Origin of the sequence: Borreliella kurtenbachii (genome assembly GCF_030437945.2) — a bacterium.
GTDB lineage: Bacteria > Spirochaetota > Spirochaetia > Borreliales > Borreliaceae > Borreliella > Borreliella carolinensis.
Window position 1 is genome coordinate 1 of sequence record NZ_CP179519.1, and the last position, 24,333, is coordinate 24,333.

A 24,333-nucleotide genomic window follows, 5' to 3' on the forward strand; every position below is an offset into this window, starting at 1 on the left:
ATTTTATTGACAAAAATATTAGTTTTTGCTATCATACATCTAATTTAATAAAGAGAAGTAAAACGGTGTGTGATTTAAGAAAAACAAAATTAATAGATAAGATAAGTTCACTAGAACTATATAAATATTCAATATTTTTTAGAAATTATATAGAAAATGTAGCAGAAGATTGTCTCAAGAACGGACTTGTTCTTGAGAGCGCTGACCACAATGTTAGCGAGGTTGAACTTGCTAGATTAAAGGTACAGCTTAAGAATGCTCTGCTTAATTGTATTATAAGCTACCGTTTTCATGGGATTGGCTATGTTTTAGTAAAAACCAAAGATACCCTAATAGATCTCGAACAACCCGTTAATATAGAATTACCTATTGGTTTTGAATACCTTGATTATGAATATGTAAGAGATTTGGGAGTTGATTTTGATCATATAACCTATAAAGTAAAATCCAACAATAAGAACAATTCTATAGACGCAGTTAAGATACATAAAAGTCGACTTATCATATATGAAAACTTTGATTATATCTTAAAAAGATATGTTCCTTGTTATACAGAAAGTTTTTTATTAGATATTTATTTATTTGAAAAGATATACGTTGAAATAGAAAGACGTATTGAAAACCACAATTTCTTGTTTTACAAAGATGAATCTTTAGTACAATTACAAGACGCACTCTCTAGCGCAACAACTTCTTTAAGTGCACTTACTCAGAGCAATAATGATAGGGGAAGTGGCATTTTATCTTCTTTTTTGAGAAAACAAAATTCAAACAATCATAGTAAAGATATTTCTAATTTAAGAAATCTTAATAACTCATTAGCACAGGAGCTTGCTAGGCTTAAGAGCAATCTAAATAATGAGGGAATGTTTTATACGGCTACTCCTAGTGCTAGTTTAGAGGTTATTAAATACGACCTTAGTTACTTAAAGGAGGCGTTAGCGTTAATTAAGGCGAAAATTGGGGCTGATACTAAAGAACCCTTAACTAGGAGTTTTAATGAGCAGGCTAAAGGACTAGGAAATGATGGTAAAGGTGATAGGAGTAATTATTACGATTTTTTAAAAGGCGTACAAGAACAGGTTGAGACCTCTTGTAACTTAAAACTTACAAAGTATTTCGGGCTTGATATGAAATTTAATTCGCTGATTATGTTAAGTGAAGAACAAAAAGTAGAAAGAGATATAAAGCTAATTGAGCTTTACAGTAAATATAACCAGCTTATACAGAGTAGTTCCTTTAATAATGAGGAGCTAGCGATGTTAAAAGAGAAATTATTCTCATTTTGAGAAAAGGAGTTAAAAAGTGACTGAGAAAGAAGAAAAAGAAGACTTGCAAGCACAAGATAAAGAAGAACAGCAAATTAAGGCTGATACTAAAGTTATAAGTGCGCAGGAATTTGAAGAGTACATGCGCTTTAAAGAACAAGCAAATAGTAAATCCAAAGAGACAAGTCGAGATTTAAGTATAAATGAGCGAATAACAAAAGAACTTGCAGAAGTTGAAGAGCGGGAGCGCATTGAAAAGCAATTATTACTAGAGGCTGAGCGAATTAATGAAATTGATACACTTGCAAAAGCGCATCTTAGCAACCATTTCAATAAGGAAGTGTTACTTGCAAAAGGATACACACTAAAAGACATTATGCAAGCACAACGCAGAGAACTTGTTCGCAAGTTTGTTCCAATTGAGCAAATTAAAGCTATTGCTAAAGCGTCAGATATTGGTCATATCGATGGGGAGATATTAGAACAACTTGTTTCTTTAGCAAAAGCGAATATTAAATTAAGAAAAAATGCGAGTAGCAATTCTTCTTCTGTTGACTCTATTAAGGGCAATATTGTTGCCAAATCAGAAGAGAGAGCAAGTTTGCTTGATTCTAATTTTGTTCCAATTAATTTTACAGAATTTGTACAAGCGATAAGTAATACTTACAAGCAAAGACGAATTCAATTTTATGAAAATCTAAAAAGACATAAAAGAACAAGTATTGCTTAAAGGAGTTTTTAATGAGTGATATTACAAAAATTAAAGAAGAGTTTAATAAAAAGTTGCAGAAATTAAAGCATTAATGAAAAATCCCCAACAAGATTCTGGATTACTTAGCAATTCTATTGATTTTAGAGACAAAAACCTAATTTTTTCAAATTCTGATGGAGTGTGCACTAGCAGTAAAGACAAAATAGAAAATTATCCTGCTAAAGGATATCCGTACAAGCGTGGAGTTAAGCTTAGTTTTGGCGATGGAACAACAGAACTAGAAGTTGAGGCTGGAGGTGGAGACGATTTATATGGAGTGTGTTCCGATATAGATGAGTTTAGCGGTATGGCAACTGTAATTCCAATTACAAATAACTTTACTGGGTATTTAACGCTTAAGAAAGAAGGACAAAATGGTGTAAATCCAGGAGATAAATTAAATTTTAACCAACATGGGGAACTTGAAAAAACCACGGGGGCTCAAAAGGCTGTTAATGCGATAGCGCTTTCAAAAGCACATAAATTGACCGAAGATTTATTTATAGTGCTTGCTAGTGTATTTGGGAATAGAGCTATTAAAGGGTAATTAAATTATGGATTTAAAAGGTAACGGGCAAGTTGAAAATCTTGACGCTGTTGATAACCCGCAGTTAGATTTAGAGGTAAAAGCTCCTGCTGCTCCTAGGGCTAAACGGCAAGCAAGACAAGCTGAAGATGTGCAAGCAAAAGATCCCTATTTGGATGCAATTAACGAACTTGATGATGTCCTTTTGAAATTCAAAAAACATGTAAAATCGATGAGTTCGATTGAAAATAAGGTTTTTAGCAGTTCAAGCAGTTGTTTTAAATCCAAAAATGAGCGAGCTGATGTTTATACATTTGCGTGTTCAAGTTATTCAGACAAAATAGAGGAATACCATTACGATCCAGCAAATAGTTTTCCATACAAGCGTGGCGTTAAGCTTGTTCCAAAAGAGAACTCTATATATGTGGAAGTTGGAGCTGATACTGATATGTATGGGATATGTGTAGATGTATGTGAGTTTAGTTGCACTGCGTATGTATTGCCAATTACCAATAACTTTGAGGGGTACCTTGTTACAAGAAATCCGAGCATAAAAATAGGAGAAATATTGGATATAAATAACAATGGGGTTATTATCAAGGCTGGTGGTGGGCCGCCAACCGTAATTAATGCCTATGCCTTATCTGATTCATTTACAATCAATTTCGCACCTGAAGATGGAAATCAAGATCAAGCTAGATATCCTAGGCAAGAGTATTCTATTAATTTGATAAAAGTTGCAATTTTTGGCAATAGAAGCCTTGAGAAAATAGTAATACCTGACGGTGGTTAAGCCTTGGGCGAATAAAAGGAGGTAAATAAATGGGAGATACAACGCAATTAGTAAAAGAGTATCAAGAAAAGAGAAGTAAACTTGAAAAGTTCATGAAAAATCCCCAACATGACGCTAGTTTGCTTAGCAATTCTAATGAATTTAGAGACAAAAATGTAGAATTTTTTGCTTCTGGAGGCACTAGAACTAGTAAGTTTGACAAATTGGAAAATCATCCATTTTTGGGGTATCCGTACAAGCGTGGAGTAAAAAGAGTTATTCAAGAGGCTCAAGAAAATCAAATTCACTATGAGCCACATGTTGAGGCTGGTGGAGGTGAAGACTTATATGGAATATGCATTGACATAGATGAGTTTAGTAAAACAGCCACTATTGTGCCAATTACCAATAATTTTGAGGGCTACTTAGTAGCAAAAGATTCTACGGTTAAAGTAAAAGACAAACTTGTTTTTAATAAAGACGGTGCCCTTGAAAAGGTTACTGGAGCGCCAAATAAAGCAACTATTAATGCAACAGCATTGACTGATGCGAAACAAATTAGCAATGAAGTTTATTTGGTAAAAGTAGCGGTATTTGGAAATAAAGCTATAAGTAGAAATTAATAAAATTTGGGAGGATTTAATATGGAATTATTTGATGAAAATTATTATGCAAAAGCTGTGGCTAATATCATAGGAGAAGTTAAAGATCCTATTATGTATAAATGGTTTTCACCTGATCAAATTGAAGATGTTGATCTACAAATGGGATATCAAAAAACCTTAAAATGGGACGCGTTTTTAAATGCTAATCCTACAACAATTGCCAATGAGGTTAATACTATCTCAACTATTGGTTTTAGTTCTGAAGTGGTAAGACTTAATTATTTAAAATTACAATACAAATTCAGACATTTAAAGCAGACGTCTGAGAAATTTTATACTTCGGACTCATATATTGGGGACATTAATAATAATTTACTGCCCTTTGCTCAAGCTTATAAACTTGCAAGTAGTGAAATTATTAAACTTATAAATCACTTTGTACTAACGGGTACCGTTTCGATTCAAAAAGATGGAAAAAATCAAAAACGCCTACTTCCTAATATGTATGGACTACTTAATATGCCTGAGCAGATAAAAGAAGAAGTTGCTAGTGGTGATAAAGATAAAATGGATAAAATCTTTGAAAAGATTGAGGCGGGACTTTCAAAGTTAGAATTAGGAGATGAATTTTCCACTCCTATGATGGTAATAGTTGACCCAGCAACTTCACTTAAACTCGTAAAACCATACGCAGCAGGACAGGGTGCAGCAAGTAGCTGTGAAAAATGGGAAGATGTTTTAATTCAGACTATTAAGGCTATTAATAATAGAGAAGATGTTTATATTGAAACTTCAAACTTGCTAAAACATAAAATACTCATTTATCCACTAAATTCTGAGCTTATTAAATTTAAGCCTAGCAAGTATATGCTACCCACACCGAATGAACAAGTTGATAAAGACTCAACTGATATTGCTCATTCATACATTGATTTTGTTTTAGGCGGTCTACTTGCTACTAGAAAAACTATTTTGCAAGTTAACATAAAGCAAAGTTAAAAGTATAAGGTAAGTGAAAATGAGTGAACAAGAAAACTTGCAAGCACAAGCTGAGGGAGAAGAAGAACTTTTAGTGACAAAACTTCATTCAGAAGTGTTATTGCTATTAGGAATAGACCAATTTGCACTAAGTAGGCAAAATTTTCTACTTCATTTATCCTTACTACAAGCTATTCTAGTAACACGCGGCATTGATGCCAGTTCACTTACATATGAACAAATATTTTTACTTACTTTCTACCACATGGGTTGTCAATTAAGAAAACAGGGAGTTGTTCGAGAATTTGAATTTGATAGGATCAAAAAAGAAAAATTCAATGAACTTGAACTTGATTATTATCCTAGTAGTAGTGGGGGCGAAGAAGGCGGTGAGGGGGGTTGTGGATCAAATAAGAATTTTTGTTCACAACTTGATGCATTTTTAGAAAAACTAAAAAGAGAAACTTCAACGCCATCTTGTGTGGGGGTTGTCTAATGAATGGTGTTAGAAAAAGACTTTCAGATCTGTCCTTTCGCATGATCAACGTATTTAAGGACCCGCAACCCTTAAAGTTTTATAAAGGCACTATTGTAAAGCTTGAAAATGACTCTTCTTATCAGAGAGTATTTGATAAAAATAAGTACACTAAATTCGCAGGAGTTATTATTGACATACGGCCACAAGAACTTGCAATGCTTTATGACTCTGATATGTCTGATATTCAAGGGTATTCTAAACTTTACACATATCAAGACCTTAACTATGAGCTTAAAGACCGAATATCAATTGCAGATTTAGTTTACTTTGAAATATTTAGTATTGACTCTTCAATCGGATATTTTACTTTGGTTTTAAAGGAATTTATATGGACAAGCTAGAATTTAAAATTGAATTGGAAATTGGGTGGTTTGGTGGTCGTGCGGGTATTGCTAAAATGCATGAAAAAGGGAGTAGCAATTTACCAGCAAGAAAACATTTAACCAAAATTGCTAGTAGCTCTGAGTTTAGAGAATATATCAATAATAGCTATATAAATTCTAAGTTTAATCTTGACCCTAAATCGGGAATGGAGGCTATTGGACAAGCTTTTGTCAGGTACTATGAAAATTATCTACTATCAGCACAAGTCACTCCAGCCTTAAAGGCCAATACAATCAAAAGCAAGTTTAAACGGGGTAGTAACACTGCAGCAATTCCACTTGTTGATACAGCCAAAATGTTATCAGAGATTACTTATAAGGTAACAGTTGAATGATTTTCACTTTAAATATGGTATTAAATCATTTAACCCAAATATTTAAAGGGTTTAAGGCGTATGCAACTGAAAATAATTTTGAGTGCGATATCATAAATACCTACAATCATCCATATCTTTCAAAAATCACAGCTGCTAGCTCAAATATAATAGCATTGAAATTTGATGGCACAGAAAATCTATTTGATCATAATTCTAGAGCCGGTGCATTTTATGAGAATGCTTTGGAATTTAGTGTAAATTTTCAAGTATATATTATTGCAATAGTGTTAAACGCTCAAGATTTTGACGCTAATTCGCGTATGTTGATACTTTATAGTATGCTTAGTGACTTTCTACATAATAAAGCCCATAAGTATACTTTAGAAAGTCAATCTCAACCCGAATATATTAGCCAAATCAACCTTTATATTTATCCAATATCTAATATGCAAACAGTTGGGCTTATTAATTTAGGCACAAAATATAGCAACCATGCATACAGTGCATCTATAGCATTCAATGCTAGTGTAAAAACAATTGAAATTTTAAAGGAGGAATACAAAATTGCCGCAAGATACAATTAGTGTAAGTTTTATTGACTCTAGGATCCAAGCTAGTAGGCCTAATTATTACAATCCACTCTTGGTTTACAAAACAGCTAAAATCAAAGTTAACAAAGATGCTGCTAGCTATAAAATATTGAATTTAACCGTTAATAATTATGAAAAACAAATTGAAACTTTAGAAAAAGATAATGGAAATGGCGAAGATCAGTTTGGAAAAGAAAAAACACTGCTTAAAACCGCAATGTTAAATTTTTTTAATTCAAGTGAAGAGTCATTAAAATCAGTCGATCTTTTCATTTATAAGGATAAGCCTGAAGAGCTAAAAAATTATCTTAAAGTACATAGGCATTCTTTTGTTGTACTTATTAACACTGAAGGCGATGCGTCAGATGATGGGCTTAAAATTTACAAAGATGACTATAATAAATTCAAAATGCCTTCAACTTTTTTTGTATTCTCAACTAAAGAACAAGAAATAAAAGAACTATTTAAAGATAAGGGCAATATTGAAAAAGAAAGAAATATTGTTGTTTACAGTAATAATAAAGACAATTTACACCTTAAATTTATAAGTCAATATTTGCATCAATCAAGTATTTTCCATGCTGTAAATCCTTATGGCATGCCGCTGGCTGCTACACCGCTTGTTGACGACACTGTAATTGGAAAGTTGCGAACTGCAAAAATCAACTTTTACTCACTTCTTAATGAAACTGGCCTTGATGGTATGCCTGCTTTTAAAGAGGGTGTTGATTTAGCTGGAAGTCCAATAGACGAGATTTTCACTTATCATTATATAAAAAATGAAGCGATTATTGAGCTTATTAGAATTTGGAATAAAAACAACAGACAAAATAGCAAATTATCTGCACTACAACTTAGTGGCTCTAGAGATAATGCATATACTTCAGCAATTGAGTGCCTACTTAAACGGTTTATTGATAGAGGGTTGATAATAGAGTATAAGAATTTAAGTCTTACTATTTCTCCTACACCACAACTTAAATTAGAACTTAGTGTGAATATTACTTATAACTTTAGCATTAATGCTGTTGCTTTAGTAATTACTACTCAAGATATAGTTGATTATCAAAACAGTTTAAGTGCTTAAAAGGGGGGCTAAAAAATGCAATTTTATGATTTAAGAGAAGTTTATTTTTCAATTGGTGGTACGCAGTTACATAGTGGCAAGCTAGAGCTTACAAGCGAACCTACAACAAGAGCAGTGATTAGTAGTGAAGATAAAGGTATGCCTGTAATAAGCTTAAGAGATCCCAAAACGATAACTTATGTTTTCAATATTGAAGTTACACTAGGCAGTCATGACTACATTTTGTTAACTGAACTTTCTGATGAACAGTTTTACAACATGGATGTGAGAAAAGAGGACAAAATGCTTGATTTAGCATTCAATGATAGAATTGCTACCAAAATTATTTCTAATTATGCAATTTTTACTGAAGAGCCTTCAAGAAGTTATTCTGCTGAGGCCGAAAAAGTATCTTTTGAAATTAGGGCTATTAATTGCCAAAAATCTAAACCGAACAACACTTAAAAGGAGAGTCTTATCATGATAATGAGATATAAAATGAAAATTTTAACTAAAAATAAAACCTATGAATATCCACTAAGAGTATTACCGGTCTATGAATGGGATAGAGTACTCGGATTTAATCAAAGTGACGCTATTTTAAAGCTTAATGAGGTCAAATACTTAAGAGAAATTACAAGCTTAATGATAAGTCCAAAATTTTTAGACGAATTCTATTTGATTTTGGATCAAAATAGAGAATTTATTTCTTATTATAAGGACTATCTTATTGCAATAATTTACACTGCACAATTTAATACTTTTCATTTAGACAATGATCTAAAAAAGCCCGCTTTAGTATATTTGAGTGAGTATGAAAATAATGTTGGTGATTTTGTTACTTTTGACTATATCAATGAAAATTTTGATTATGAAAAAGTAGCCACTTCACTTTCATCAATTACATCAAATTCCAATGAGCCGGTTGATAAATGAGCAAGAGAAATAAAGATATTGATAAAGCTATTGCAAGTCTTAATGAGACTAGAAAAAAGTATTTTAACTTGCTTGACGAGATTAAGAACGACAAATACTATTTTCCAGTAATTATGAATATTTGCTCATACGACTCGGTTAAGAAATTGCCTTATGATGAGCTTTTAGAGGTCAATAGACTTGCTGATATTAAATTAGAAAAAGAATTGTATGAATTAATTTTAAGCAAGTGAGGGCTCAGTGAGCGACAAATTCACCATTAAATTTAAAGGTATTCTTGATCATGCTGCAACAAAAAAGGCTATTGAACAAGATATTTCCAAAATGGAAAAATATCTTAAACCTAAAAAATCTAGTTTAGGGAGTACTAAAGATATTGTAAAGAATAATTTGTCGGACAAGAAAAAAGAACTTAACAGACAATCTAAATTCGAAAGCTTAAGAGAGCGTGTTGAGAAATATAGACTTACACAGACTAAAAAACTTATGAAACAGGGCATGGGTTTTGAAAAAGCCAGAAAAGAGGCTTTCAAAAGATCTTTAATGTCTGATAGAGATAAAAGACGTCTTGAGTTTAAAGAACTTGCAAAAGAATCAAAAGCAAAAAGTAAAATGCTAGCGGCCTCTCAAGGAAAAGGCCTTGTTGCCAAAATTGCAATAGGTAGTGCTCTTGGAAATGTCATTGGCAATGCTGTAAGTAAAGTTGGAGGCGGGATTATTGGGTTTGTTACAGGATTTATTAAAAAATCAGTTGTAGAAGTTTCTAAAAAAGAAAAAGCTCAAAAACTCAATACCGCATTTTATACAACAGAACAACGAAAAATACTTATGGGAGATGAAAAAGAAAAGGGTATTTTTCACGGGAAAAAAGGATTTGAGCGTGACTTAGAAAAAGAAGAATTTTTGCGTCATTTTACTCTAGTCAAGGGCACTCTAACAGAAATGGACAAGTTAAATGGAACTAATTTAAAAAATACAGGAAATTTTATGGCCGAACTTGTATCTAGCGGTCAGGCTAGCATGGAAGAGGCTGCAGCAGCTATTGATGATTATCTTAGAGGAAATGGAGACATGCTTTATAAGATTATGGTAGGCACAACAGTCGGCTGGAAATATACACAAACAGCCAAAGATAACTTTCAAAAATCCGCTATGCACAAAGATTTTGGATTTAGACTTACTGAATTACAAAAAGTGGCTGCGGATTTTCATTCTTTTAATCTTACTGAATTTGCCGGAGAGAAGGAAAAAATTGATAGCAATTTGATCAACCTTGAACAATCTCTTATGGATGTGACTGCTGCAGGCATGGAGCCAGTGCTTAAAGGAGCTTCAGAAATAATTGAATGGGTTAAAGGAATTATGAAAACCTATGAACAAGGAGGCATTACTGGAATTATAGGCAACATGGTTTCAGCTATTGTAGATCCTATAATTCAGCCATTTAGAGATTTATGGGCAATGATTGAAAATAGCTGGCTTGCGAAACAAATATCAAAACTAGCAAGTTGGTTTAAATAAAATGATTGGGAAAAGGTAGATAAAAAGGCAATTCTTATGAAAATTAACAAAAAAATTACTAATAATAATGATATTGAAACTAAGAAAAAAATCATGGAGATTACTTATATAGTAAGAGATGTAACAACCCAAATATTTGCTCTTTTTGGTGCAGATAACTTTTTGGTACTATTCCCAAGAATGGATTTAAAAGGTTTTGGATATGTACCACAGTTGTTTTTTATAAAACCTAAAAATCAGCTAATATCACGAACTTATAACACTAGCTGTTCTAAAAGGCCTATAATCAACTATTATGATAGAAAAGCAGAATATGTCAGCTACAATCCAGTAATGACTGGAGAACATATTTCATTAAGCAGTGGAATACTCACATCTTTATATAAAGATATGCTTTCTCTACTCAAAATGACCGTTTTTGGCAACACTCTACTACGTTTTGACGCTCATCTTGTAAAAGAACAACTAGCTAATCGAATACAAGCACAAGTTCCTTTTAGTATATATAGTCCGACTTTTGGCCTTAAAGAATTAGCTGTAATTACGAGTCTTTCGTTTAAGGACACTCCTTTTATTGATGAGGTTGAAGTTAGCCTATCAATGGAAATAGTGAAAACATTTGCATTAGAACCATATAAAGGATAAAAAATGTTGCTACTACAATATGATTTTAAAATTGAATTTTACAATGTAGATACATCAAAAAAATCAATTGATGGAACTCCTTTTCCAAAAAAAATTCCTAAAATTACAATCAATACACAAGATGGAATTCATGTTGATATTACTATATCTAATAGGTTTTCATCAGAATTAAATACTATAAGTTCCAAACAAGCAAAAGTTGTACTTTGGAATCTTCCTTTAGATTTCACCGACGACATTAAAGTGGGAGATATAGTAAAAATATATTATAAGAAATTTGCTCATGAAAAAAATTTTGATTTCATAATGGCAGGTACTTTAGAACCCCCCATGAGTACTGATTATCCCGGCGGAGATTTTAGTGTAGAGCTTGAAGTTCGTCTATTAACTAAAAGCAATTTCTTTAATCGAGAGTTAAAGAATAAAAACTTCAAGGGCAAAACAGTGCAGGAAGCAATAGAATCTGTATTTCCTAATCGCAATATCATTAATATGGATAAAAAAGATCGCCTTAAAATCATTGACAAAAATTTTTATGCCGCAACACCAAAAGAGTTTATTGAAAAAATAAAAAAAGGGAAATACGTGGATAACATAATAACTGATGTAGGTTATCACAATTTTGAAATTGAATGCAATTTTATATTTATTAATTACAAACAAGTGGGGAAAAATATTCACTACGAGGCATTAGAAGATTATGGTCTTGAATTTATACCACAACAAGAAAGTGATATCGATCCTGAATTCAAGATAAGGCGTATATATTGGAACGCTCAAATATTTTTCACACATAAGCTAAGAGTTGGTGATAAAGTTTCTTTTAGGGATGGGTTGGGAAAAGTTGTCAAAAACACTATATTAGAAACAAGTGCAAGACTTAGTAACACAGGGGATTGTTCATTAACACTTAAGTTATATGACGCCTCTAATTTTGCACCGATGCCTGCGTAATAAAGGAGTTAGAATGGATATTGACTATGCAATTTACAGAATGAGCCAGCGTATTTATGGAAATACATTGACACAAGAGGACGTTAAAAATTGGATTTATTCAAACATTTTTATAATTAAAATTGGTACTGTAAAGGAGTTTAAACAACACACTCAAGAAGCTATTGTTACAATACCCGAATTTGAAGATTTAGAAATTCACACAAAAAATATCTCTAATATCAGTTTAGAACTATCAAAAGGTGATTGCGTTCTACTACTTCAATCAAGCGTTAATATTTTTGATAAAAATGACGATATTCACTTTGACAAACATCATTTTTATATACTTAGTGCAATTAGCCCAAAAACATTAAATCTAATCTCTGATACTGTTAAAATTAAAGCAAACAATAACATTGAAATAGCTAACCAAACAACTAGCTTAAAAACAATTCTCAAAAATATTGTAAGTGCTATTGAGGGTATAAAAGTCGTACCCACACAAGGAGGCCCAGTAATTGAATCAGTCAGTCTAAAAATAGCAACCACTAAAATTAATTCTGATATCAACAGTTTGTTTAAGTAATTTTTGCTAATTATGGTATAATTAATAGTATGGATTTAAGATTAGGCAATAATTTTGAATTGGTATTTAATAACGATTTATCACTTGTTGATGGAATTGAAGAACAAAAACAAAGATTTTTGATATTTTTAAAAACCTTAAGGGGTAGTTTAAGCTATGCTCCTCATTGGGGACTGGACTATTTCTTGCTTTTAAAACTGTTAAAAATTAACAATCTTCACGCTGTAAAAAATTATTTTCACGAAATATCTAAAGAACTTAACCTAGATTTAATAAACATCTCAACTACTATACAAGACAATAAAGCACACATATCCTTTTTTTTCTCAGGCGATGTTTTGAATATGGAGTTTAATTTATGAGCATAGTTTTTGATTCTGATTTTGGCATTTTAAAACGTACAATTAAGGATATTGTAAGATCGAAAAGAGAATATTTGCGTGTAAATTATGGGATTAATATTGATGATAACCAAAGCTCAATTTATAACATTATTGCGTCTTCTTTAGCATTAATTGAAGAAGAAATAATTAATGAGCTTAATCTATTTTTTTCTAAAATGAAACCGGGTGGCACTTATTGGGCTGCTATTGAAGAACACATTTCTTCTAAAAGCACAACTTACAGTGCGGTTCGCAATGCTTTACTTAATCTTGATGGGATTGAGTACACCAATATTAAAAGTGCAGCTGGTAAAGCCAATATATATCTAATTCTAAAGGAAACTTTACTAGATAATAGTAAATCTAACATTAACAGTCCTGAATTTAAAGCAAAACTTTGGGAAACATTATATCTAACAACCCCTAGTGGTACTTTACTTGAGGGAGACATAGAAATTGATGGCCTCAATTCAACTGGTCAACGCAAATCCTACAAAATATCACTAGGAAAAAGAAAATATGTTTACATGAAAGTAAAGTATAAACTTGACCTTAAAAACTACCTCTACTTAAACATAGATTCTCAAATTAGAGATATATATTCTAGGATTATTTCAAATAACTATTCTGATATGGGAATTAGCTTTGAATATCAAGACTTTTTTGCTCCAGTTAATGAAGTTAAAGGAATTAAGTTTATGGAAATAAGTGCTTGTATTAAAGATGCAGACACTGAGAGTATTGCAAAAATTACTGATAGCGATTTTAAAAAAAATCAAGATATTTCTATTACTGATGATACAATGCTACTTTTCAATACTACAGATCGATTGCTTATTGATATGGATAGTTAACAAATATGAAAATATCTAATTTATTTAATGGCACTGAGATTCATAAATTTATACGTACAGAAACAGAATATGCACAAGCACTACTTAATGAGCTTAAGACTCTTAATTCCAACTTCATATCCATTAATGCAATAGAAAATATAAAATCAAGATATATTGCAATATGGATATCTCAAGTTTTATCTATCTTTTATGCAAAAACTCAAACTTTACGAAGTATTACAAGCAATATTAATAGCGTTATTTTTGCTTTACGGCATATTGGTACTGATGAGTCATTTAGACTGATTTTCAAGACCTTTTTAAATGTGGACATTGAAGTTACTACTCCTGAAGCTGGGGTTATTGATATCTCTTTAAAAGGGGTAATAAAAACAAACTTTACTACCTTTATTTCGCCTAGCACTAAAAAAGGGAAACGTCTTAAAAAGATATTACTTAGAGAAAAGAAACCGGGATATGCTGCATCGAAAAAAGCTTTAGTATTTAACTCACTTCCTAAAGGATATGATCATTCAATTTATGCTTTTATTAAGAGAATTATTCCTATTGGTAGAGTTCTCAAAATTAATAATACAGATGGTAACAATATTATAACTTTTAACAACTAAGGAGGTTTTATGGCTGATGATCAAGAAAAATTACTGATTGATGAAGAAGAAATAGTTCAAATAAAAGATTTAAATAAGGTTACGACCGTTAACAATACTGATCTTTTACTGCTTGATGATGGAGCTGCAAGCAGCAATGCTATCACCTTTAAAAACTTCTTAAAAACCGTTAATCACCAAACATTTAAAGGCGAAGAGCTAGGCTATTTTAAAGAGATAATTAAGTCTACAATCGCTACTGAACTTGTAGCTGATAAAGATTTTATAAAAAGCATTTACGATTTAATCGTTGACAAGCTAATTGAGAATGAATCTAGTAAACTTTCAAATCTTTATGGAAAAATAAGATCTTCCCTTGAAAGTGGCATATCATCTACCACTCTATCTAAAGATGACTATCTTTTAACACTTCGTCTTTTCGGCACTATTCAAAAAACACCCGTTCCTAAACAACTGCTTGGCTTACCATCCGAGTATCTTCCTATCGGCAATAAAACTTCAGGTACTGCCTTCTATCCGCATGAATACAAGGGTAAAAGAACGATTATTAATATGGACGATTACGGTGATGTAACTCTTTATTGTAATAAAAGTAGTGACGATGATCCAGTTTACCTTGATATTGATATTGACATAAAACACCAGAGCAATGGGAGGAAATCATTACATGTACGGTATTCCGATGAAAGTCAAAAAAACCTAGTTTATCTGCATCAGGGCTCCTCTTCAGTATCTATTCGAGTTCCTATGTACAAAGGATGGTATATACAAAAAAGAGTCCACATATCAGGAAATCCGGTCCCATATTTTTGCAAATTATAAAATTTTTAGCAAAAATTATGGTTTTGATATATAATATACATATAAAACTAAAAAAATTAAAATGAAGGATTAAAAAATGGATAGTATTAAAATAACCGAACTTCTTATCAATTTAAATGAAATTAAACTTATAGCCGTAATGATTTTTGTAACAGTACTGGTTTTAGGAGTGTTAATTCTTCTTAAGCCTTTATTAAAAGACATTTTGACTATTGTAATAGGCAAGCTTTTTAAGAATGGCAATGGGAATGGCAAAAATCACATTAAAAAAAGAGATTAACTTATGAAATTATCTAAAGATAATGTTGAGCTTGGACTTACATCTTTATCAACCCTTATTGATATATTTTCTAAATTTGAAGATGAATTTGATGAAATTGCACATAAAGGATTCTTTTTGCTTTATGAGCTGTATTCTCATTATAAATTAATCTATACAGCAAATATGGAAAGACTTGAGAGTGCATTAACCCCAACAATAAATAAAGCACTCGCTCCATTAAATGAAAAAATCAATCAATGCATTGATTTAGTTAATTCTAATGAAAAAAATCTCAAAATATCTAATGATCTGAAATTCAATCGGGAAGGAACCCCTATCTATAAGGAAAGACCAAATAATGCAAAATAACACTATTGGTTTGGGGCTTAATTTACTATCCAGCTTAACTAATATAGCTAAAACTGATACAAACATAGATCATAATTACATCAATACTTTTAGTAAAGTAATAGACTTTTTCTACAAAACATATATAAGCACACTAAAATCTATGGAAACAGCTGCGTCAATGAAAATATTTGAAGAAATACAAGACATTTTAAAATACAATATTGAGATAATAGAGGCTATCTCTGCTGACAAAAATAAAAAAATTATCACTTCACTTAAAGCAACACGCAACAAAATTATGAAAGAATATATCAAAATGCTTAAAAGGAGTGAAAATGCTTAAGAAATTGCATTGTCTACTAATTGCTTTACTATTGTGTTGTACTACTATTGCCAACCTACCAGAAGAGCCAAAACCTCCAATTATTCAAACACTAAAATATTTAGCCAAATATGAAACACAACTTTCAGAGTATGTTATGTACCTTGTAACATTTTTAGCTAAAACAAAGGTTAAAGTTAATGATCCAAATTATCCAGAATATCCTTATCCAGACTTATCAACATTAAAAGACGAACACTCTATACCTGCGGTAAGACATAATATAAACATATATTTAGAGTACATTAAAAAAACAAAACCAATAGCGGAAAAAGTATATAATAAATATTCCCAATTAAAAATGTAAATTACAAAAAGGTTTTTCTTGCAAGAAATTCTACTTTATAATCAAATTGGCTCTTATAATAGAAGAAAATCTAGATATTAGATTAAAGCAAATGTAATATCTAGATTTTAACATTTTTAAGATGAGTATTTATTAATTAATTTGTACCTTCTTCTAGGAATTTTATTATTTTCTCTATCTGCTCTACAGCTTTTGTAGCCATTTCTTGTCCTTTATTACCAGCAGTATTATTTCCATAGAGCGGTACAGTTACTCCAACCAATTTCGCTTCTGACCATATATTTTCTTTATTATTCTCCTTATTATCAAAACCATCAATTTTTTCTTTAGCTGCTTTTAACGCTGCTAATTTAGCTGCCAATTTATCATTAAATAGCTTTTCTAAAGCCAATAATTTTTCTTGAAGCTTTGTATCATTTATATCTTTAAACTTTTCTTTTAATTGATTTATCTTATCTTTATACTCATTAAATTTTTTGTGATTAGTCTTTTCGTTAAGAGTTGAAACGCCTGACATTAATAAATTTATTTGATTTTCTTCTTCTGCGTATTGATTCTTTTCTCCTACGTCTGCTTTACAAGCCATTACAAATAACATTAATATAAAAAATAATTTAACTGTATTTTTATTTTTCATTAGTTACTCCTATATTTAATAATAATGAAATTAAAGCTAGCGCAACATTCAAAAAATATGAATCTCTCAATTAATCTCTTTAATGATTTATAAAAATAGGCTCTATAATTACAAGAATAAATTTTATTTTTACTTAACATATTGTACTAGAGATAAGGGAAGGAAATGAAAATGAAAATCATCAACATATTATTTTGTTTATTTTTACTAATGCTAAACGGCTGTAATTCTAATGATAATGACACTTTAAAAAACAATGCCCAACAAACAAAAAGCAGAAAAAAACGTGATTTAAAAAAAGAAGAAGTACAACAAGAAAAACCAAAATCTAAAGAAGAATTGCTTAGAGAAAAGCTATCTGAAGACCAAAAAAAACAACTTGATTGGTTAAAAACCGCTCTTACTAAAGACGGAGAATTTGATAAATTTTTAGGATATGATGAGTCAAAAATAAAAGAAGCGCTTGATCATATAAAAAGTGAACTTGATAAATGTACTGGAGAAAATGCAGAAAATCAAAAAACCACTTTCAAAGCCGTGGTTGAAGGAGCACTTGGCAGCGGTATAAATGATTTCAAAAATAGCGCAAGTAGTACTTGTGAAGCCCAGCAAGCTCAGTAGTAATATAGCAGCCCCCATAATGGGGGCTTTACCATGTAAAAATCTTGCTATGCTGCAAATATCTCATCAAAACGTTCGTATTCTTTTAAGACACTAAAGAATATTAATGGACTAGGGCCATAAATAGTCCTCTTAAACGCCATAAACTTTTCAAAATCTTGCAAATCCTTTAATCTATTGTTTTTCTTGAAATAGTTTTTTATAATCTCCGCCCAATAGTTTACACTCTTAAAATCACTATTTTTCTCAAAATACGAGATTAAATCAGATTCAATTTTCTTGATATCATCAAAATTATTGGGGGCTATATTCTGAATAAAGCTTATTTTTTGAATAATTGAGTTTATATTATCTTTTGTTGTAGGGCTATTTACCCAATTTTTTATATTAGACAACGCTTCTTTAAAAATACTGTAATAATAAAACCTATCTTTTTTTTGTTCTTGCTTAATATCTCTTTTCTGGTTTTGAATAGTGTTATTTTTCTGAATTTGATTAATCTCTTGTTTTTGTTCCCTTTTTTGTTCTTGTTTTTGATTAACACTAGATTGCTTATTAGGCATAGAATTTTTGTTTTCATAATTATTGTAAATAGGCGCTGCATCAGTATCCATTTCACTTTTTATGTTAAGACATGCAACTAAAGCGTACCTTTTAAAATAAGTAATAGCTGAACCAACAAATTGTGGCAATGTATTTACATTTTTAGAACCATTTTCACTATTCCATTGTAATTTTTCTGTATGAATTCGCGTATCAAATGACTCTCTGTACCCAGTACTTGTACTGTAGAATGTAGTCCTAATATAATCAACTATGCCATATTGACCCTCTACAGAAATTGGAAATTGCCTAAACATAAGATCCAAATTGTGCTTTTCAATAACGTTTTCAATTTCTTCTAATATGTCATTGAAATCCTGATATTTATATCCATATCCTTTAAGACTTTTGTCAATACGTGGCAAGTTCTTCATTAGGGTTTTCATGTCTCTTAAGAAGTCTATTTCTGCTTGAATATTATTTTGTATTTCTTGATTATTATTGTTTGACATGTTTGTCATTTTGTTTTCCTCCGATTATTGATATTTATAAAAATAAATATATAGCAAAAACTATTTTTGCCAACTTTTTTACAAAAAATTTTACAAAAAAGAAGTGGGACTTAACTAAATCCTTTTACCAAAGAACTTAGTTAAGCTCCCACTATTATTTTTTCAAATTTCAATAAACGGTAGGAAAAATGCAGACATTTTACTACGCTATTTGTAGTATAATTCAACTTAGAATTAAAATCAATTTATATTTTTACTAAATTACAAATTTTAATTATTATTTAACAAAATTAATAATTAAAATTTAATATTTTTTTAGAAAAGTATTTACTTTTAAATCAAAATCTTGCATCATAATAGTAATTATGAATATCAATAAACGGAGAAAGAAAATGAAAGATTTTCCAAGTAAAACAAAAAATCCCACTTGCCACAACAAACACCAGCATAAGTTAATATCTCTTACTTCAACACTAGATTATCTAAACAAAAAAGATAAAAAATACACACAACAAAACATACTCTACTGCTTTAACGAAAATCTCAAAAGAAATGGACTAGCTCCCACTACACTAAGAACAATGCAAAATTATCTTTATAAATTAGAAAAAGTATTAAAAGTAACAACTAACTACTACCAACACATGGGGGTAAATTGTGGGACTGAAATTTACTATAAGCTTAAGTATCCTAAAAAAGAATGTTACCAGAAAATAAACAAGTACTTTAAAGAACGAAAAAACTCTAGATTTAAATCTAGAGTTAATAACCATTTTAAAGACGATATTTCTAAAAATGGTAGTGTAAATTCAATGGAGTGTTTAAGTAATAAAAATAATATAAAAGAAGAAAGAAAGATTAAAGAAATAGAAAAATATCAAGTAATAAAGTATTTCAATAAAAGTAACTTATTATACAAAGAATTTCTTCCATTTTTATTAACATTAAATGTTGATAAAGATACTATGATTAAAATAATAAAAAACATAAAAAGAGTTGAAAATAAATTGCTAAAAAACACAAATTTAAACAAATCTTGCTTTAAAGAAAAGCAAGAGAAACTAAAAAGAATTCTAAATAACACTCAGAAAGAATTCGAAAAAAATGGATATAATCCCGAACAATTAAAGACAAATTTACAAAAAGTATACGAAAATTACAAATATAAGCCTCATTTTATTATTGAAAGGCATAAATATAACGATTTAAACAATATAAAACGTAAATTAGAAAAGTTGATTGAAAGAAAAAAACAAAATTCTCAACAAAATTATCAAAATTTAAAGGCAAACATTTTCAATATCCTTATTGAACAACTAAAAAAAGATATAAATATTGAAATTCTAAAATCCATTGTAAAAGAATATTTGAATAACCAGAAGAAAATAGAATACAATAAAGTATTTGGCACATATCATCTTGAATTATTAGAAATAATAAAAAATAAAAGAAAATCTTTAGTCATAGAAGAATTTAACATAAAGGTCGTATGAGGATTTAATATGGAAAATACACCAGAACCTATTGAAACTGTAAAAAAAGGCAAATGTAAAGTTGAATGCCAAAATAAAGAGCGCTTTATTTTAATTGAAAAAGAAAATGGTAAAGCAATGTACCATACAAAAATAATGATGGACATTTACAAATTTGGAGTTTATGAGAAAAAACACGAATTTAGATTGTCATTGAGGGCCTTATTTAATGGAGAAAGGATTGTAGAAGAAACTCACTTGTATCCAATTAAAGAAGGAGATAAATTTATTGGTATTTTTTATGGTTATAGAAAACCAATTAAAAAACCATTAATAAAGTATCAAATAAATGGAACTAGAAAAGCATACGCATTAGCAAGGGCATATTATATGGAATTCAGATTTAAAGCAGGAAGTGTTTTTTGTTATTTTAAAGGACTATATCGTTTATTGGATAAAAAAAGAACAAATAATCACTACAACAAAGTTTTATTTAGTATGTTTACGGATTTAGAACAACAAGTATATAAATTTTATGGGAAAAAATACCCGGAACAAGGACCGTTAATCAAATGGATAATAAAAAACCTAAAATAATAACAATAGCGTCAATCAAGGGCGGTGTTGGTAAAAGCACAAGTGCAATAATATTTGCAACTTTGCTAGCCCAAAAATATAAAGTATTATTAATAGATATAGATACTCAAGCATCCACCACTAGTTATTATTATGATGATATACAAAAATCCAATATAGATTTAAGAAAAAATAATATATATGAAGTTTTGATAGAAAAATTAGATATCAATCAATCAATCGTTAATGTAGCGAATAATTTAGATTTAATACCTAGTTATTTGACTTTACACAGTATAAATGCTTTTGGTTATAAACACACTTTTGATGAATTTAGATTAAAAAAAGAGCTTAAACATATAGATGTTGGTTATAATTTTATTATAATTGATACTCCCCCAAGTTTGGATTTTACTTTAACTAATGCTTTAGTTTGTTGTAACAATGTAATTGTCCCCTTGACAGCAGAAAAATGGACAATTGAAAGTTTTGACCTTTTGAAATTTTTTATGAAAAAAATAGGTGTAGAATTGCCTACTTTTTTTATAATAACGAGATTTAAGAAAAATAATACACATAAGCAATTATTGGAAATGCTGAACTCCAAAGAAAATTTTTTAGGAATGATATCAGAAAGAGAAGATTTAAATAGAAGAATTGCTAGTAATTCTTCTTTTGATTTTCAAATGGATTATATAAAAGAGTATAAAAATTCATTAATGAATTTTTATGCAAAATTAAGATAATTTTAATTATAAGTTCAACGCGATGAACTTATAACCAAGGAGGCTTGTTATGAAAAATAATACAAAATTAATAATCAATAAAAGGGATATTGATTCTGAGGGGAATGCACTACTTGTAGATTCTTCTAATGTTAGTAAAAATGGCGTTGAAACAGATCGTTATAACACTTTGAAAAAGAAATTGTATGTAAACCTTAGAGAAGGAGTTTCTAATAGAGTAGAATGTATGAAAATCTTAAAAGAAATTAAAGATAATGAATATTATAAACTTGATGGATACAAAAGTTTCGATGCTTTTATAAAGGATTATGATGTTGCAAAAACTCAAGCATATAACTATTTAAAAATTGCCAATGCAATAGAAGCAGGAGTTATTGAGGAACAATATGTATTAGATAATGGATTTAGATTAATATTAAGTGTATTGAAAGACAAAGAAAGTCCAGTATTGAAAAAATCTAAACAAAATTCAATAAAACCATTAAGATTTCAACTTAAAACTCAAGAAAGTTATGATTTTTACAAAAGCAATGCTAAATTTACAAGTTTTATGATGCAAGAGATTTTTGAAAATCAAAAAGATTTGATTAGTAAACTTTTAAAAATGTATAAACAATTAAAAGGATAATAAAGGGGATTTTATGAGGAATTTGGCCTACAATACTCTTAAAATAGAAAATATAAGGTTAGAATTTTTAAATAAAGGGTTTAGTGAAGAGGCAATAGATTTTGTTTTACTTCAAAATGATAATTATAATTTTGAAGTTCTAAAAGAAAAAATAAATTCTTTAGAACAACAAATAATTAATGTAGAAAAGAGCTTTCAAAAGGATATAGATGGTGTTTATGTTAAAATAGATAGTGTAAATACTAAAATAGATAATGTAGAAAAAAGTTTAAATGCCAAAATAGACAGTATAGAAAAAAGTTTAAATGCTAAAATAGATAGTGTAAAAAACGAACTTAATGCCAAAATAGATAGCGTTGAAAAGACGTTACAAAAAGATATATCCAGTTTAAAAAACGAATTTACTGCAAGTAATAGAACAATACAAGTAATTCTAATAATGGGAATAACGCTTGCTCCAATTATCTATTCTATATTCAATAAGTATTTTTTCAAATGAGAATGATTAAAATTTTATAAAGTAATAAGTTAGTATATAGCTTTAAAGTAGAGCTTATTTGAATTTTTTAACAAGAGAATTTAAATAGGTTCTTTTATTTTAACAAATACAAATTGATTTTAATTCTAAATTGGGCTACACTACAAACAGCGTAGTTGTTAAAACATTTCCATGTATTTGAACTACCTTTATTTAGTAATTTGCAAAAAAATAATACAAGGGTTTAACTAAGTTCTTTTAGTAGAGGATTTGGTTAAGCCCTATTTTTTTTAAAAAAATTTTTTGTAAAAAAGTTGGCAAAAATAGTTTTTGCTATATATTTATTTTTATAAATATCAATAATCGGAGGAAAACAAAATGACAAACATGTCAAACAATAATAATCAAGAAATACAAAATAATATTCAAGGAGAGTCTAAAATGTTTTATGTTAATCAAAAAAGTTTTACTGGATGTGAAATATTTGAGGAAAAATCTTCTCCCATTAAAGAAAAAAGTAAATTAAGCAAGATAGGCAAGAAATTACCAAGAATAAGTAGTCAAGAGTGTTTTAGATTTAATCGAAATATTGATTTTAGTGTGCAAAGAAATGAACTTGATAGATACGGAGCTAGTGAAGTAGGCAATGTTTTGATTGGAGGTGCAGGACTTAAAGACTTGATGATTAACAGAGTACTTAAATATTTTGGAATGAGCCTACCTTTTGAAGAGAATTTGTATATGCTCAAGGGCAAAGAATTAGAGAATTTAGGATTTAGAGAATTTGTTAAAGCACATGGTGATGATATTGATATTTTGTATAAGAACAAATATGCCAACGGTGTTGATAAGTATAATTATTTCAAGAAAACTGGTAAATCAGAAATGTTTATTGGATCAACAATTGATGGTTGGTTTATAAATAGTAACGGCACCGCAGAGCTTTTAGAAATTAAAAGCAGTGATTCTAATTATATGAGCAGTGCTATTGCTGAGTACAATAAAAATGGCAATTTTTTAAGCAGCAAATATTTTTTCAAATATTATGTGCAGGCGCAAATGCAACTAGCATGTACTGGACTTGAGTATTGTAATTTATTCTTTTTAATAGATGCAGCACCAGTTAACTGTAAGATTAAGAGAAATGATGACTTAATAGCAAAAGTGCTTGAGTATGTTCACAAATGCGAGACGGAAGCTTTTAACATAAGAACTCAAATATTTAAAAATAATAATATCAACTTACAAACATTAAATAATGATAATAATGAGGTGATAAAACTAGTTGAAGATTTAGTAGAAAGAAGTGAATTTTATAGGAATGGAGTTGAGTTTGATTGGGCAAGAGAATTTGTAGAATATGTTGATTGTGTAGAACTTGAAATTACGGATAGGCAAGTTGCTGAAAATCTTGCATGTGATCTAATGGAGGTTGATAGTGCAAAAAAAGAATTAAACAAAATGCAAAACGAACACAAAAAAAGAGAAAAGTATCTTAAAGATATAATCAAAATGAAAACCTACAATATTACGAATATATGTCCACTAATTGAGCATGTAAATTATAGGTTTAGAGAATTTGTGTTCACTTTTGACTCTAAGAAAAGGGCAATATCAGATAGATTAAGTGGTTTATTGCCAACAAGTGAAACATTACTTTTCCCAAGCAATATAGCATTTGCAAATAATGTCAGTGTCCCCATGTGAATGGGAGCACTAAAAAATTAAAG

General features: G+C 29.7%; 34 protein-coding genes and 1 pseudogene. 33 read left to right on the forward strand and 2 right to left on the reverse strand.

Annotated features, from left to right (window positions below):
- The first annotated feature begins 65 nt into the window (after window positions 1-65).
- The 26 genes and pseudogenes from QIA22_RS06290 (at window position 66) to QIA22_RS06415 (ending at window position 16,390) form a co-directional block, all read left to right on the forward strand.
- Entirely contained in the window at window positions 66-1,289 is a 1,224-nt protein-coding gene (locus QIA22_RS06290; RefSeq protein ID WP_367611785.1) for a phage portal protein, read from the forward strand.
- Between the two features lie 16 nt (window positions 1,290-1,305).
- Window positions 1,306-1,998 carry a DUF1357 family protein gene (locus QIA22_RS06295; RefSeq protein ID WP_367611931.1) on the forward strand — a complete coding sequence of 231 codons (693 nt, stop codon included), beginning with the start codon at window positions 1,306-1,308 and terminating at the stop codon, window positions 1,996-1,998.
- An 11-nt stretch (window positions 1,999-2,009) separates the two neighbouring features.
- Window positions 2,010-2,566, forward strand: a pseudogene (locus QIA22_RS06300) (DUF228 domain-containing protein).
- 7 nt (window positions 2,567-2,573) lie between these two features.
- Window positions 2,574-3,338 (forward strand): DUF228 domain-containing protein, encoded by a 765-nt coding sequence (locus QIA22_RS06305; protein WP_418456945.1) that lies wholly within the window; start codon window positions 2,574-2,576, stop codon window positions 3,336-3,338.
- 29 nt (window positions 3,339-3,367) lie between these two features.
- Window positions 3,368-3,940 (forward strand): DUF228 domain-containing protein, encoded by a 573-nt coding sequence (locus QIA22_RS06310; RefSeq protein WP_367611933.1) that lies wholly within the window; start codon window positions 3,368-3,370, stop codon window positions 3,938-3,940.
- Between the two features lie 21 nt (window positions 3,941-3,961).
- Complete coding sequence (locus QIA22_RS06315; protein WP_367611935.1) at window positions 3,962-4,921, forward strand: hypothetical protein; 960 nt, start codon at window positions 3,962-3,964, stop codon at window positions 4,919-4,921.
- A gap of 19 nt (window positions 4,922-4,940) precedes the next feature.
- Window positions 4,941-5,396 carry a DUF3890 domain-containing protein gene (locus QIA22_RS06320; RefSeq protein ID WP_367611797.1) on the forward strand — a complete coding sequence of 152 codons (456 nt, stop codon included), beginning with the start codon at window positions 4,941-4,943 and terminating at the stop codon, window positions 5,394-5,396.
- Window positions 5,396-5,779, forward strand: coding sequence for a DUF1506 family protein (locus tag QIA22_RS06325; RefSeq protein WP_367611937.1), 384 nt, complete (start codon window positions 5,396-5,398; stop codon window positions 5,777-5,779). Before QIA22_RS06320 ends, QIA22_RS06325 begins: the two co-directional genes overlap by 1 nt.
- Window positions 5,767-6,156 (forward strand): hypothetical protein, encoded by a 390-nt coding sequence (locus tag QIA22_RS06330; RefSeq protein ID WP_367611939.1) that lies wholly within the window; start codon window positions 5,767-5,769, stop codon window positions 6,154-6,156. Before QIA22_RS06325 ends, QIA22_RS06330 begins: the two co-directional genes overlap by 13 nt.
- Complete coding sequence (locus tag QIA22_RS06335; RefSeq protein ID WP_367611941.1) at window positions 6,153-6,722, forward strand: DUF764 family protein; 570 nt, start codon at window positions 6,153-6,155, stop codon at window positions 6,720-6,722. The genes QIA22_RS06330 and QIA22_RS06335 overlap by 4 nt, the downstream gene beginning before the upstream one ends.
- Window positions 6,703-7,815: a DUF787 family protein gene (locus tag QIA22_RS06340; RefSeq protein ID WP_367611943.1), complete on the forward strand. Its 1,113-nt coding sequence runs from the start codon at window positions 6,703-6,705 to the stop codon at window positions 7,813-7,815. Before QIA22_RS06335 ends, QIA22_RS06340 begins: the two co-directional genes overlap by 20 nt.
- Window positions 7,816-7,830: 15 nt before the next feature.
- Window positions 7,831-8,259, forward strand: coding sequence for a DUF1463 domain-containing protein (locus tag QIA22_RS06345; RefSeq protein ID WP_010258866.1), 429 nt, complete (start codon window positions 7,831-7,833; stop codon window positions 8,257-8,259).
- Window positions 8,260-8,274: 15 nt separating this feature from the next.
- Window positions 8,275-8,730, forward strand: coding sequence for a DUF1473 family protein (locus QIA22_RS06350; RefSeq protein WP_367611945.1), 456 nt, complete (start codon window positions 8,275-8,277; stop codon window positions 8,728-8,730).
- A complete protein-coding gene (locus QIA22_RS06355; protein ID WP_012672310.1) occupies window positions 8,727-8,963 on the forward strand; it encodes a DUF1322 family protein in 237 nt (78 codons plus the stop codon). The genes QIA22_RS06350 and QIA22_RS06355 overlap by 4 nt, the downstream gene beginning before the upstream one ends.
- A gap of 7 nt (window positions 8,964-8,970) precedes the next feature.
- Window positions 8,971-10,251, forward strand: coding sequence for a DUF759 family protein (locus QIA22_RS06360; RefSeq protein WP_367611947.1), 1,281 nt, complete (start codon window positions 8,971-8,973; stop codon window positions 10,249-10,251).
- 36 nt (window positions 10,252-10,287) lie between these two features.
- A complete protein-coding gene (locus QIA22_RS06365; RefSeq protein ID WP_367611949.1) occupies window positions 10,288-10,896 on the forward strand; it encodes a DUF792 family protein in 609 nt (202 codons plus the stop codon).
- A 3-nt stretch (window positions 10,897-10,899) separates the two neighbouring features.
- Window positions 10,900-11,850, forward strand: coding sequence for a DUF693 family protein (locus tag QIA22_RS06370; protein ID WP_367611950.1), 951 nt, complete (start codon window positions 10,900-10,902; stop codon window positions 11,848-11,850).
- 13 nt (window positions 11,851-11,863) lie between these two features.
- Window positions 11,864-12,418, forward strand: a complete 555-nt coding sequence (locus QIA22_RS06375; RefSeq protein ID WP_418456949.1) for a DUF777 family protein — start codon at window positions 11,864-11,866, stop codon at window positions 12,416-12,418.
- 29 nt (window positions 12,419-12,447) lie between these two features.
- On the forward strand, window positions 12,448-12,780 hold the full coding sequence (locus QIA22_RS06380) for a DUF2634 domain-containing protein (RefSeq protein ID WP_010883875.1): 333 nt from the start codon (window positions 12,448-12,450) through the stop codon (window positions 12,778-12,780).
- Window positions 12,777-13,655 carry a DUF276 domain-containing protein gene (locus tag QIA22_RS06385; RefSeq protein ID WP_367611819.1) on the forward strand — a complete coding sequence of 293 codons (879 nt, stop codon included), beginning with the start codon at window positions 12,777-12,779 and terminating at the stop codon, window positions 13,653-13,655. The genes QIA22_RS06380 and QIA22_RS06385 overlap by 4 nt, the downstream gene beginning before the upstream one ends.
- Window positions 13,656-13,660: 5 nt before the next feature.
- The gene (locus QIA22_RS06390; protein WP_418456951.1) at window positions 13,661-14,266 is read left to right on the forward strand and encodes a DUF735 family protein; all 606 of its coding nucleotides are present in this window, start codon (window positions 13,661-13,663) and stop codon (window positions 14,264-14,266) included.
- A 9-nt stretch (window positions 14,267-14,275) separates the two neighbouring features.
- Window positions 14,276-15,088 carry a DUF685 domain-containing protein gene (locus tag QIA22_RS06395; RefSeq protein ID WP_367611823.1) on the forward strand — a complete coding sequence of 271 codons (813 nt, stop codon included), beginning with the start codon at window positions 14,276-14,278 and terminating at the stop codon, window positions 15,086-15,088.
- A gap of 76 nt (window positions 15,089-15,164) precedes the next feature.
- Complete coding sequence (gene blyA, locus QIA22_RS06400; RefSeq protein WP_367611753.1) at window positions 15,165-15,368, forward strand: holin BlyA; 204 nt, start codon at window positions 15,165-15,167, stop codon at window positions 15,366-15,368.
- A 3-nt stretch (window positions 15,369-15,371) separates the two neighbouring features.
- On the forward strand, window positions 15,372-15,719 hold the full coding sequence (locus tag QIA22_RS06405; RefSeq protein WP_367611755.1) for a BlyB family putative holin accessory protein: 348 nt from the start codon (window positions 15,372-15,374) through the stop codon (window positions 15,717-15,719).
- Window positions 15,709-16,044 (forward strand): BlyB family putative holin accessory protein, encoded by a 336-nt coding sequence (locus tag QIA22_RS06410; RefSeq protein ID WP_367611757.1) that lies wholly within the window; start codon window positions 15,709-15,711, stop codon window positions 16,042-16,044. Before QIA22_RS06405 ends, QIA22_RS06410 begins: the two co-directional genes overlap by 11 nt.
- Window positions 16,037-16,390 (forward strand): BBA14 family lipoprotein, encoded by a 354-nt coding sequence (locus tag QIA22_RS06415; protein ID WP_418456940.1) that lies wholly within the window; start codon window positions 16,037-16,039, stop codon window positions 16,388-16,390. The genes QIA22_RS06410 and QIA22_RS06415 overlap by 8 nt, the downstream gene beginning before the upstream one ends.
- A 136-nt stretch (window positions 16,391-16,526) precedes the next feature.
- Here QIA22_RS06415 and revA read toward each other — a convergent pair whose 3' ends face one another.
- Entirely contained in the window at window positions 16,527-17,027 is a 501-nt protein-coding gene (gene revA, locus QIA22_RS06420; protein ID WP_367611954.1) for a fibronectin-binding protein RevA, read from the reverse strand.
- 171 nt (window positions 17,028-17,198) lie between these two features.
- On the opposite strand from revA, the gene QIA22_RS06425 reads away from it, so the two are divergent.
- Window positions 17,199-17,648: an Mlp family lipoprotein gene (locus tag QIA22_RS06425; protein ID WP_367611956.1), complete on the forward strand. Its 450-nt coding sequence runs from the start codon at window positions 17,199-17,201 to the stop codon at window positions 17,646-17,648.
- Window positions 17,649-17,695: 47 nt separating this feature from the next.
- Here QIA22_RS06425 and QIA22_RS06430 read toward each other — a convergent pair whose 3' ends face one another.
- Entirely contained in the window at window positions 17,696-18,712 is a 1,017-nt protein-coding gene (locus QIA22_RS06430) for an ERF family protein (RefSeq protein WP_367611910.1), read from the reverse strand.
- 383 nt (window positions 18,713-19,095) lie between these two features.
- Here QIA22_RS06430 and QIA22_RS06435 point away from each other — a divergent pair, with 383 nt between their 5' ends.
- The 6 genes from QIA22_RS06435 (at window position 19,096) to QIA22_RS06460 (ending at window position 24,310) form a co-directional block, all read left to right on the forward strand.
- Complete coding sequence (locus QIA22_RS06435; RefSeq protein WP_367611912.1) at window positions 19,096-20,196, forward strand: plasmid maintenance protein; 1,101 nt, start codon at window positions 19,096-19,098, stop codon at window positions 20,194-20,196.
- 9 nt (window positions 20,197-20,205) lie between these two features.
- Window positions 20,206-20,772 (forward strand): DUF226 domain-containing protein, encoded by a 567-nt coding sequence (locus QIA22_RS06440; protein WP_014017692.1) that lies wholly within the window; start codon window positions 20,206-20,208, stop codon window positions 20,770-20,772.
- A complete protein-coding gene (locus tag QIA22_RS06445) occupies window positions 20,748-21,497 on the forward strand; it encodes a ParA family protein (RefSeq protein ID WP_367611915.1) in 750 nt (249 codons plus the stop codon). The genes QIA22_RS06440 and QIA22_RS06445 overlap by 25 nt, the downstream gene beginning before the upstream one ends.
- Before the next feature lie 49 nt (window positions 21,498-21,546).
- Window positions 21,547-22,125: a chromosome replication/partitioning protein gene (locus tag QIA22_RS06450; RefSeq protein WP_008882906.1), complete on the forward strand. Its 579-nt coding sequence runs from the start codon at window positions 21,547-21,549 to the stop codon at window positions 22,123-22,125.
- Window positions 22,126-22,138: 13 nt separating this feature from the next.
- Entirely contained in the window at window positions 22,139-22,624 is a 486-nt protein-coding gene (gene bdr, locus QIA22_RS06455) for a Bdr family repetitive protein (protein WP_367611917.1), read from the forward strand.
- A 357-nt stretch (window positions 22,625-22,981) separates the two neighbouring features.
- Window positions 22,982-24,310: a DUF244 domain-containing protein gene (locus QIA22_RS06460; RefSeq protein ID WP_367611919.1), complete on the forward strand. Its 1,329-nt coding sequence runs from the start codon at window positions 22,982-22,984 to the stop codon at window positions 24,308-24,310.
- The last annotated feature ends 23 nt before the right edge of the window (window positions 24,311-24,333 follow it).

What these genes read in the sequence shown, in the direction of transcription:
- QIA22_RS06305 (WP_418456945.1), top strand. Translation starts at nt 2,574, where the DNA reads ATGGATTTAAAAGGTAACGGGCAAGTTGAAAATCTTGACGCTGTTGAT.
- QIA22_RS06310 (WP_367611933.1), top strand. Translation starts at nt 3,368, where the DNA reads ATGGGAGATACAACGCAATTAGTAAAAGAGTATCAAGAAAAGAGAAGT.
- QIA22_RS06315 (WP_367611935.1), top strand. Translation starts at nt 3,962, where the DNA reads ATGGAATTATTTGATGAAAATTATTATGCAAAAGCTGTGGCTAATATC.
- QIA22_RS06320 (WP_367611797.1), top strand. Translation starts at nt 4,941, where the DNA reads ATGAGTGAACAAGAAAACTTGCAAGCACAAGCTGAGGGAGAAGAAGAA.
- QIA22_RS06325 (WP_367611937.1), top strand. Translation starts at nt 5,396, where the DNA reads ATGAATGGTGTTAGAAAAAGACTTTCAGATCTGTCCTTTCGCATGATC.
- QIA22_RS06330 (WP_367611939.1), top strand. Translation starts at nt 5,767, where the DNA reads ATGGACAAGCTAGAATTTAAAATTGAATTGGAAATTGGGTGGTTTGGT.
- QIA22_RS06335 (WP_367611941.1), top strand. Translation starts at nt 6,153, where the DNA reads ATGATTTTCACTTTAAATATGGTATTAAATCATTTAACCCAAATATTT.
- QIA22_RS06345 (WP_010258866.1), top strand. Translation starts at nt 7,831, where the DNA reads ATGCAATTTTATGATTTAAGAGAAGTTTATTTTTCAATTGGTGGTACG.
- QIA22_RS06350 (WP_367611945.1), top strand. Translation starts at nt 8,275, where the DNA reads ATGATAATGAGATATAAAATGAAAATTTTAACTAAAAATAAAACCTAT.
- QIA22_RS06355 (WP_012672310.1), top strand. Translation starts at nt 8,727, where the DNA reads ATGAGCAAGAGAAATAAAGATATTGATAAAGCTATTGCAAGTCTTAAT.
- QIA22_RS06365 (WP_367611949.1), top strand. Translation starts at nt 10,288, where the DNA reads ATGAAAATTAACAAAAAAATTACTAATAATAATGATATTGAAACTAAG.
- QIA22_RS06370 (WP_367611950.1), top strand. Translation starts at nt 10,900, where the DNA reads ATGTTGCTACTACAATATGATTTTAAAATTGAATTTTACAATGTAGAT.
- QIA22_RS06375 (WP_418456949.1), top strand. Translation starts at nt 11,864, where the DNA reads ATGGATATTGACTATGCAATTTACAGAATGAGCCAGCGTATTTATGGA.
- QIA22_RS06380 (WP_010883875.1), top strand. Translation starts at nt 12,448, where the DNA reads ATGGATTTAAGATTAGGCAATAATTTTGAATTGGTATTTAATAACGAT.
- QIA22_RS06385 (WP_367611819.1), top strand. Translation starts at nt 12,777, where the DNA reads ATGAGCATAGTTTTTGATTCTGATTTTGGCATTTTAAAACGTACAATT.
- QIA22_RS06390 (WP_418456951.1), top strand. Translation starts at nt 13,661, where the DNA reads ATGAAAATATCTAATTTATTTAATGGCACTGAGATTCATAAATTTATA.
- QIA22_RS06395 (WP_367611823.1), top strand. Translation starts at nt 14,276, where the DNA reads ATGGCTGATGATCAAGAAAAATTACTGATTGATGAAGAAGAAATAGTT.
- blyA (WP_367611753.1), top strand. Translation starts at nt 15,165, where the DNA reads ATGGATAGTATTAAAATAACCGAACTTCTTATCAATTTAAATGAAATT.
- QIA22_RS06405 (WP_367611755.1), top strand. Translation starts at nt 15,372, where the DNA reads ATGAAATTATCTAAAGATAATGTTGAGCTTGGACTTACATCTTTATCA.
- QIA22_RS06410 (WP_367611757.1), top strand. Translation starts at nt 15,709, where the DNA reads ATGCAAAATAACACTATTGGTTTGGGGCTTAATTTACTATCCAGCTTA.
- QIA22_RS06415 (WP_418456940.1), top strand. Translation starts at nt 16,037, where the DNA reads ATGCTTAAGAAATTGCATTGTCTACTAATTGCTTTACTATTGTGTTGT.
- revA (WP_367611954.1), bottom strand. Translation starts at nt 17,027, where the DNA reads ATGAAAAATAAAAATACAGTTAAATTATTTTTTATATTAATGTTATTT.
- QIA22_RS06425 (WP_367611956.1), top strand. Translation starts at nt 17,199, where the DNA reads ATGAAAATCATCAACATATTATTTTGTTTATTTTTACTAATGCTAAAC.
- QIA22_RS06430 (WP_367611910.1), bottom strand. Translation starts at nt 18,712, where the DNA reads ATGACAAACATGTCAAACAATAATAATCAAGAAATACAAAATAATATT.
- QIA22_RS06435 (WP_367611912.1), top strand. Translation starts at nt 19,096, where the DNA reads ATGAAAGATTTTCCAAGTAAAACAAAAAATCCCACTTGCCACAACAAA.
- QIA22_RS06440 (WP_014017692.1), top strand. Translation starts at nt 20,206, where the DNA reads ATGGAAAATACACCAGAACCTATTGAAACTGTAAAAAAAGGCAAATGT.
- QIA22_RS06445 (WP_367611915.1), top strand. Translation starts at nt 20,748, where the DNA reads ATGGATAATAAAAAACCTAAAATAATAACAATAGCGTCAATCAAGGGC.
- QIA22_RS06450 (WP_008882906.1), top strand. Translation starts at nt 21,547, where the DNA reads ATGAAAAATAATACAAAATTAATAATCAATAAAAGGGATATTGATTCT.
- bdr (WP_367611917.1), top strand. Translation starts at nt 22,139, where the DNA reads ATGAGGAATTTGGCCTACAATACTCTTAAAATAGAAAATATAAGGTTA.
- QIA22_RS06460 (WP_367611919.1), top strand. Translation starts at nt 22,982, where the DNA reads ATGACAAACATGTCAAACAATAATAATCAAGAAATACAAAATAATATT.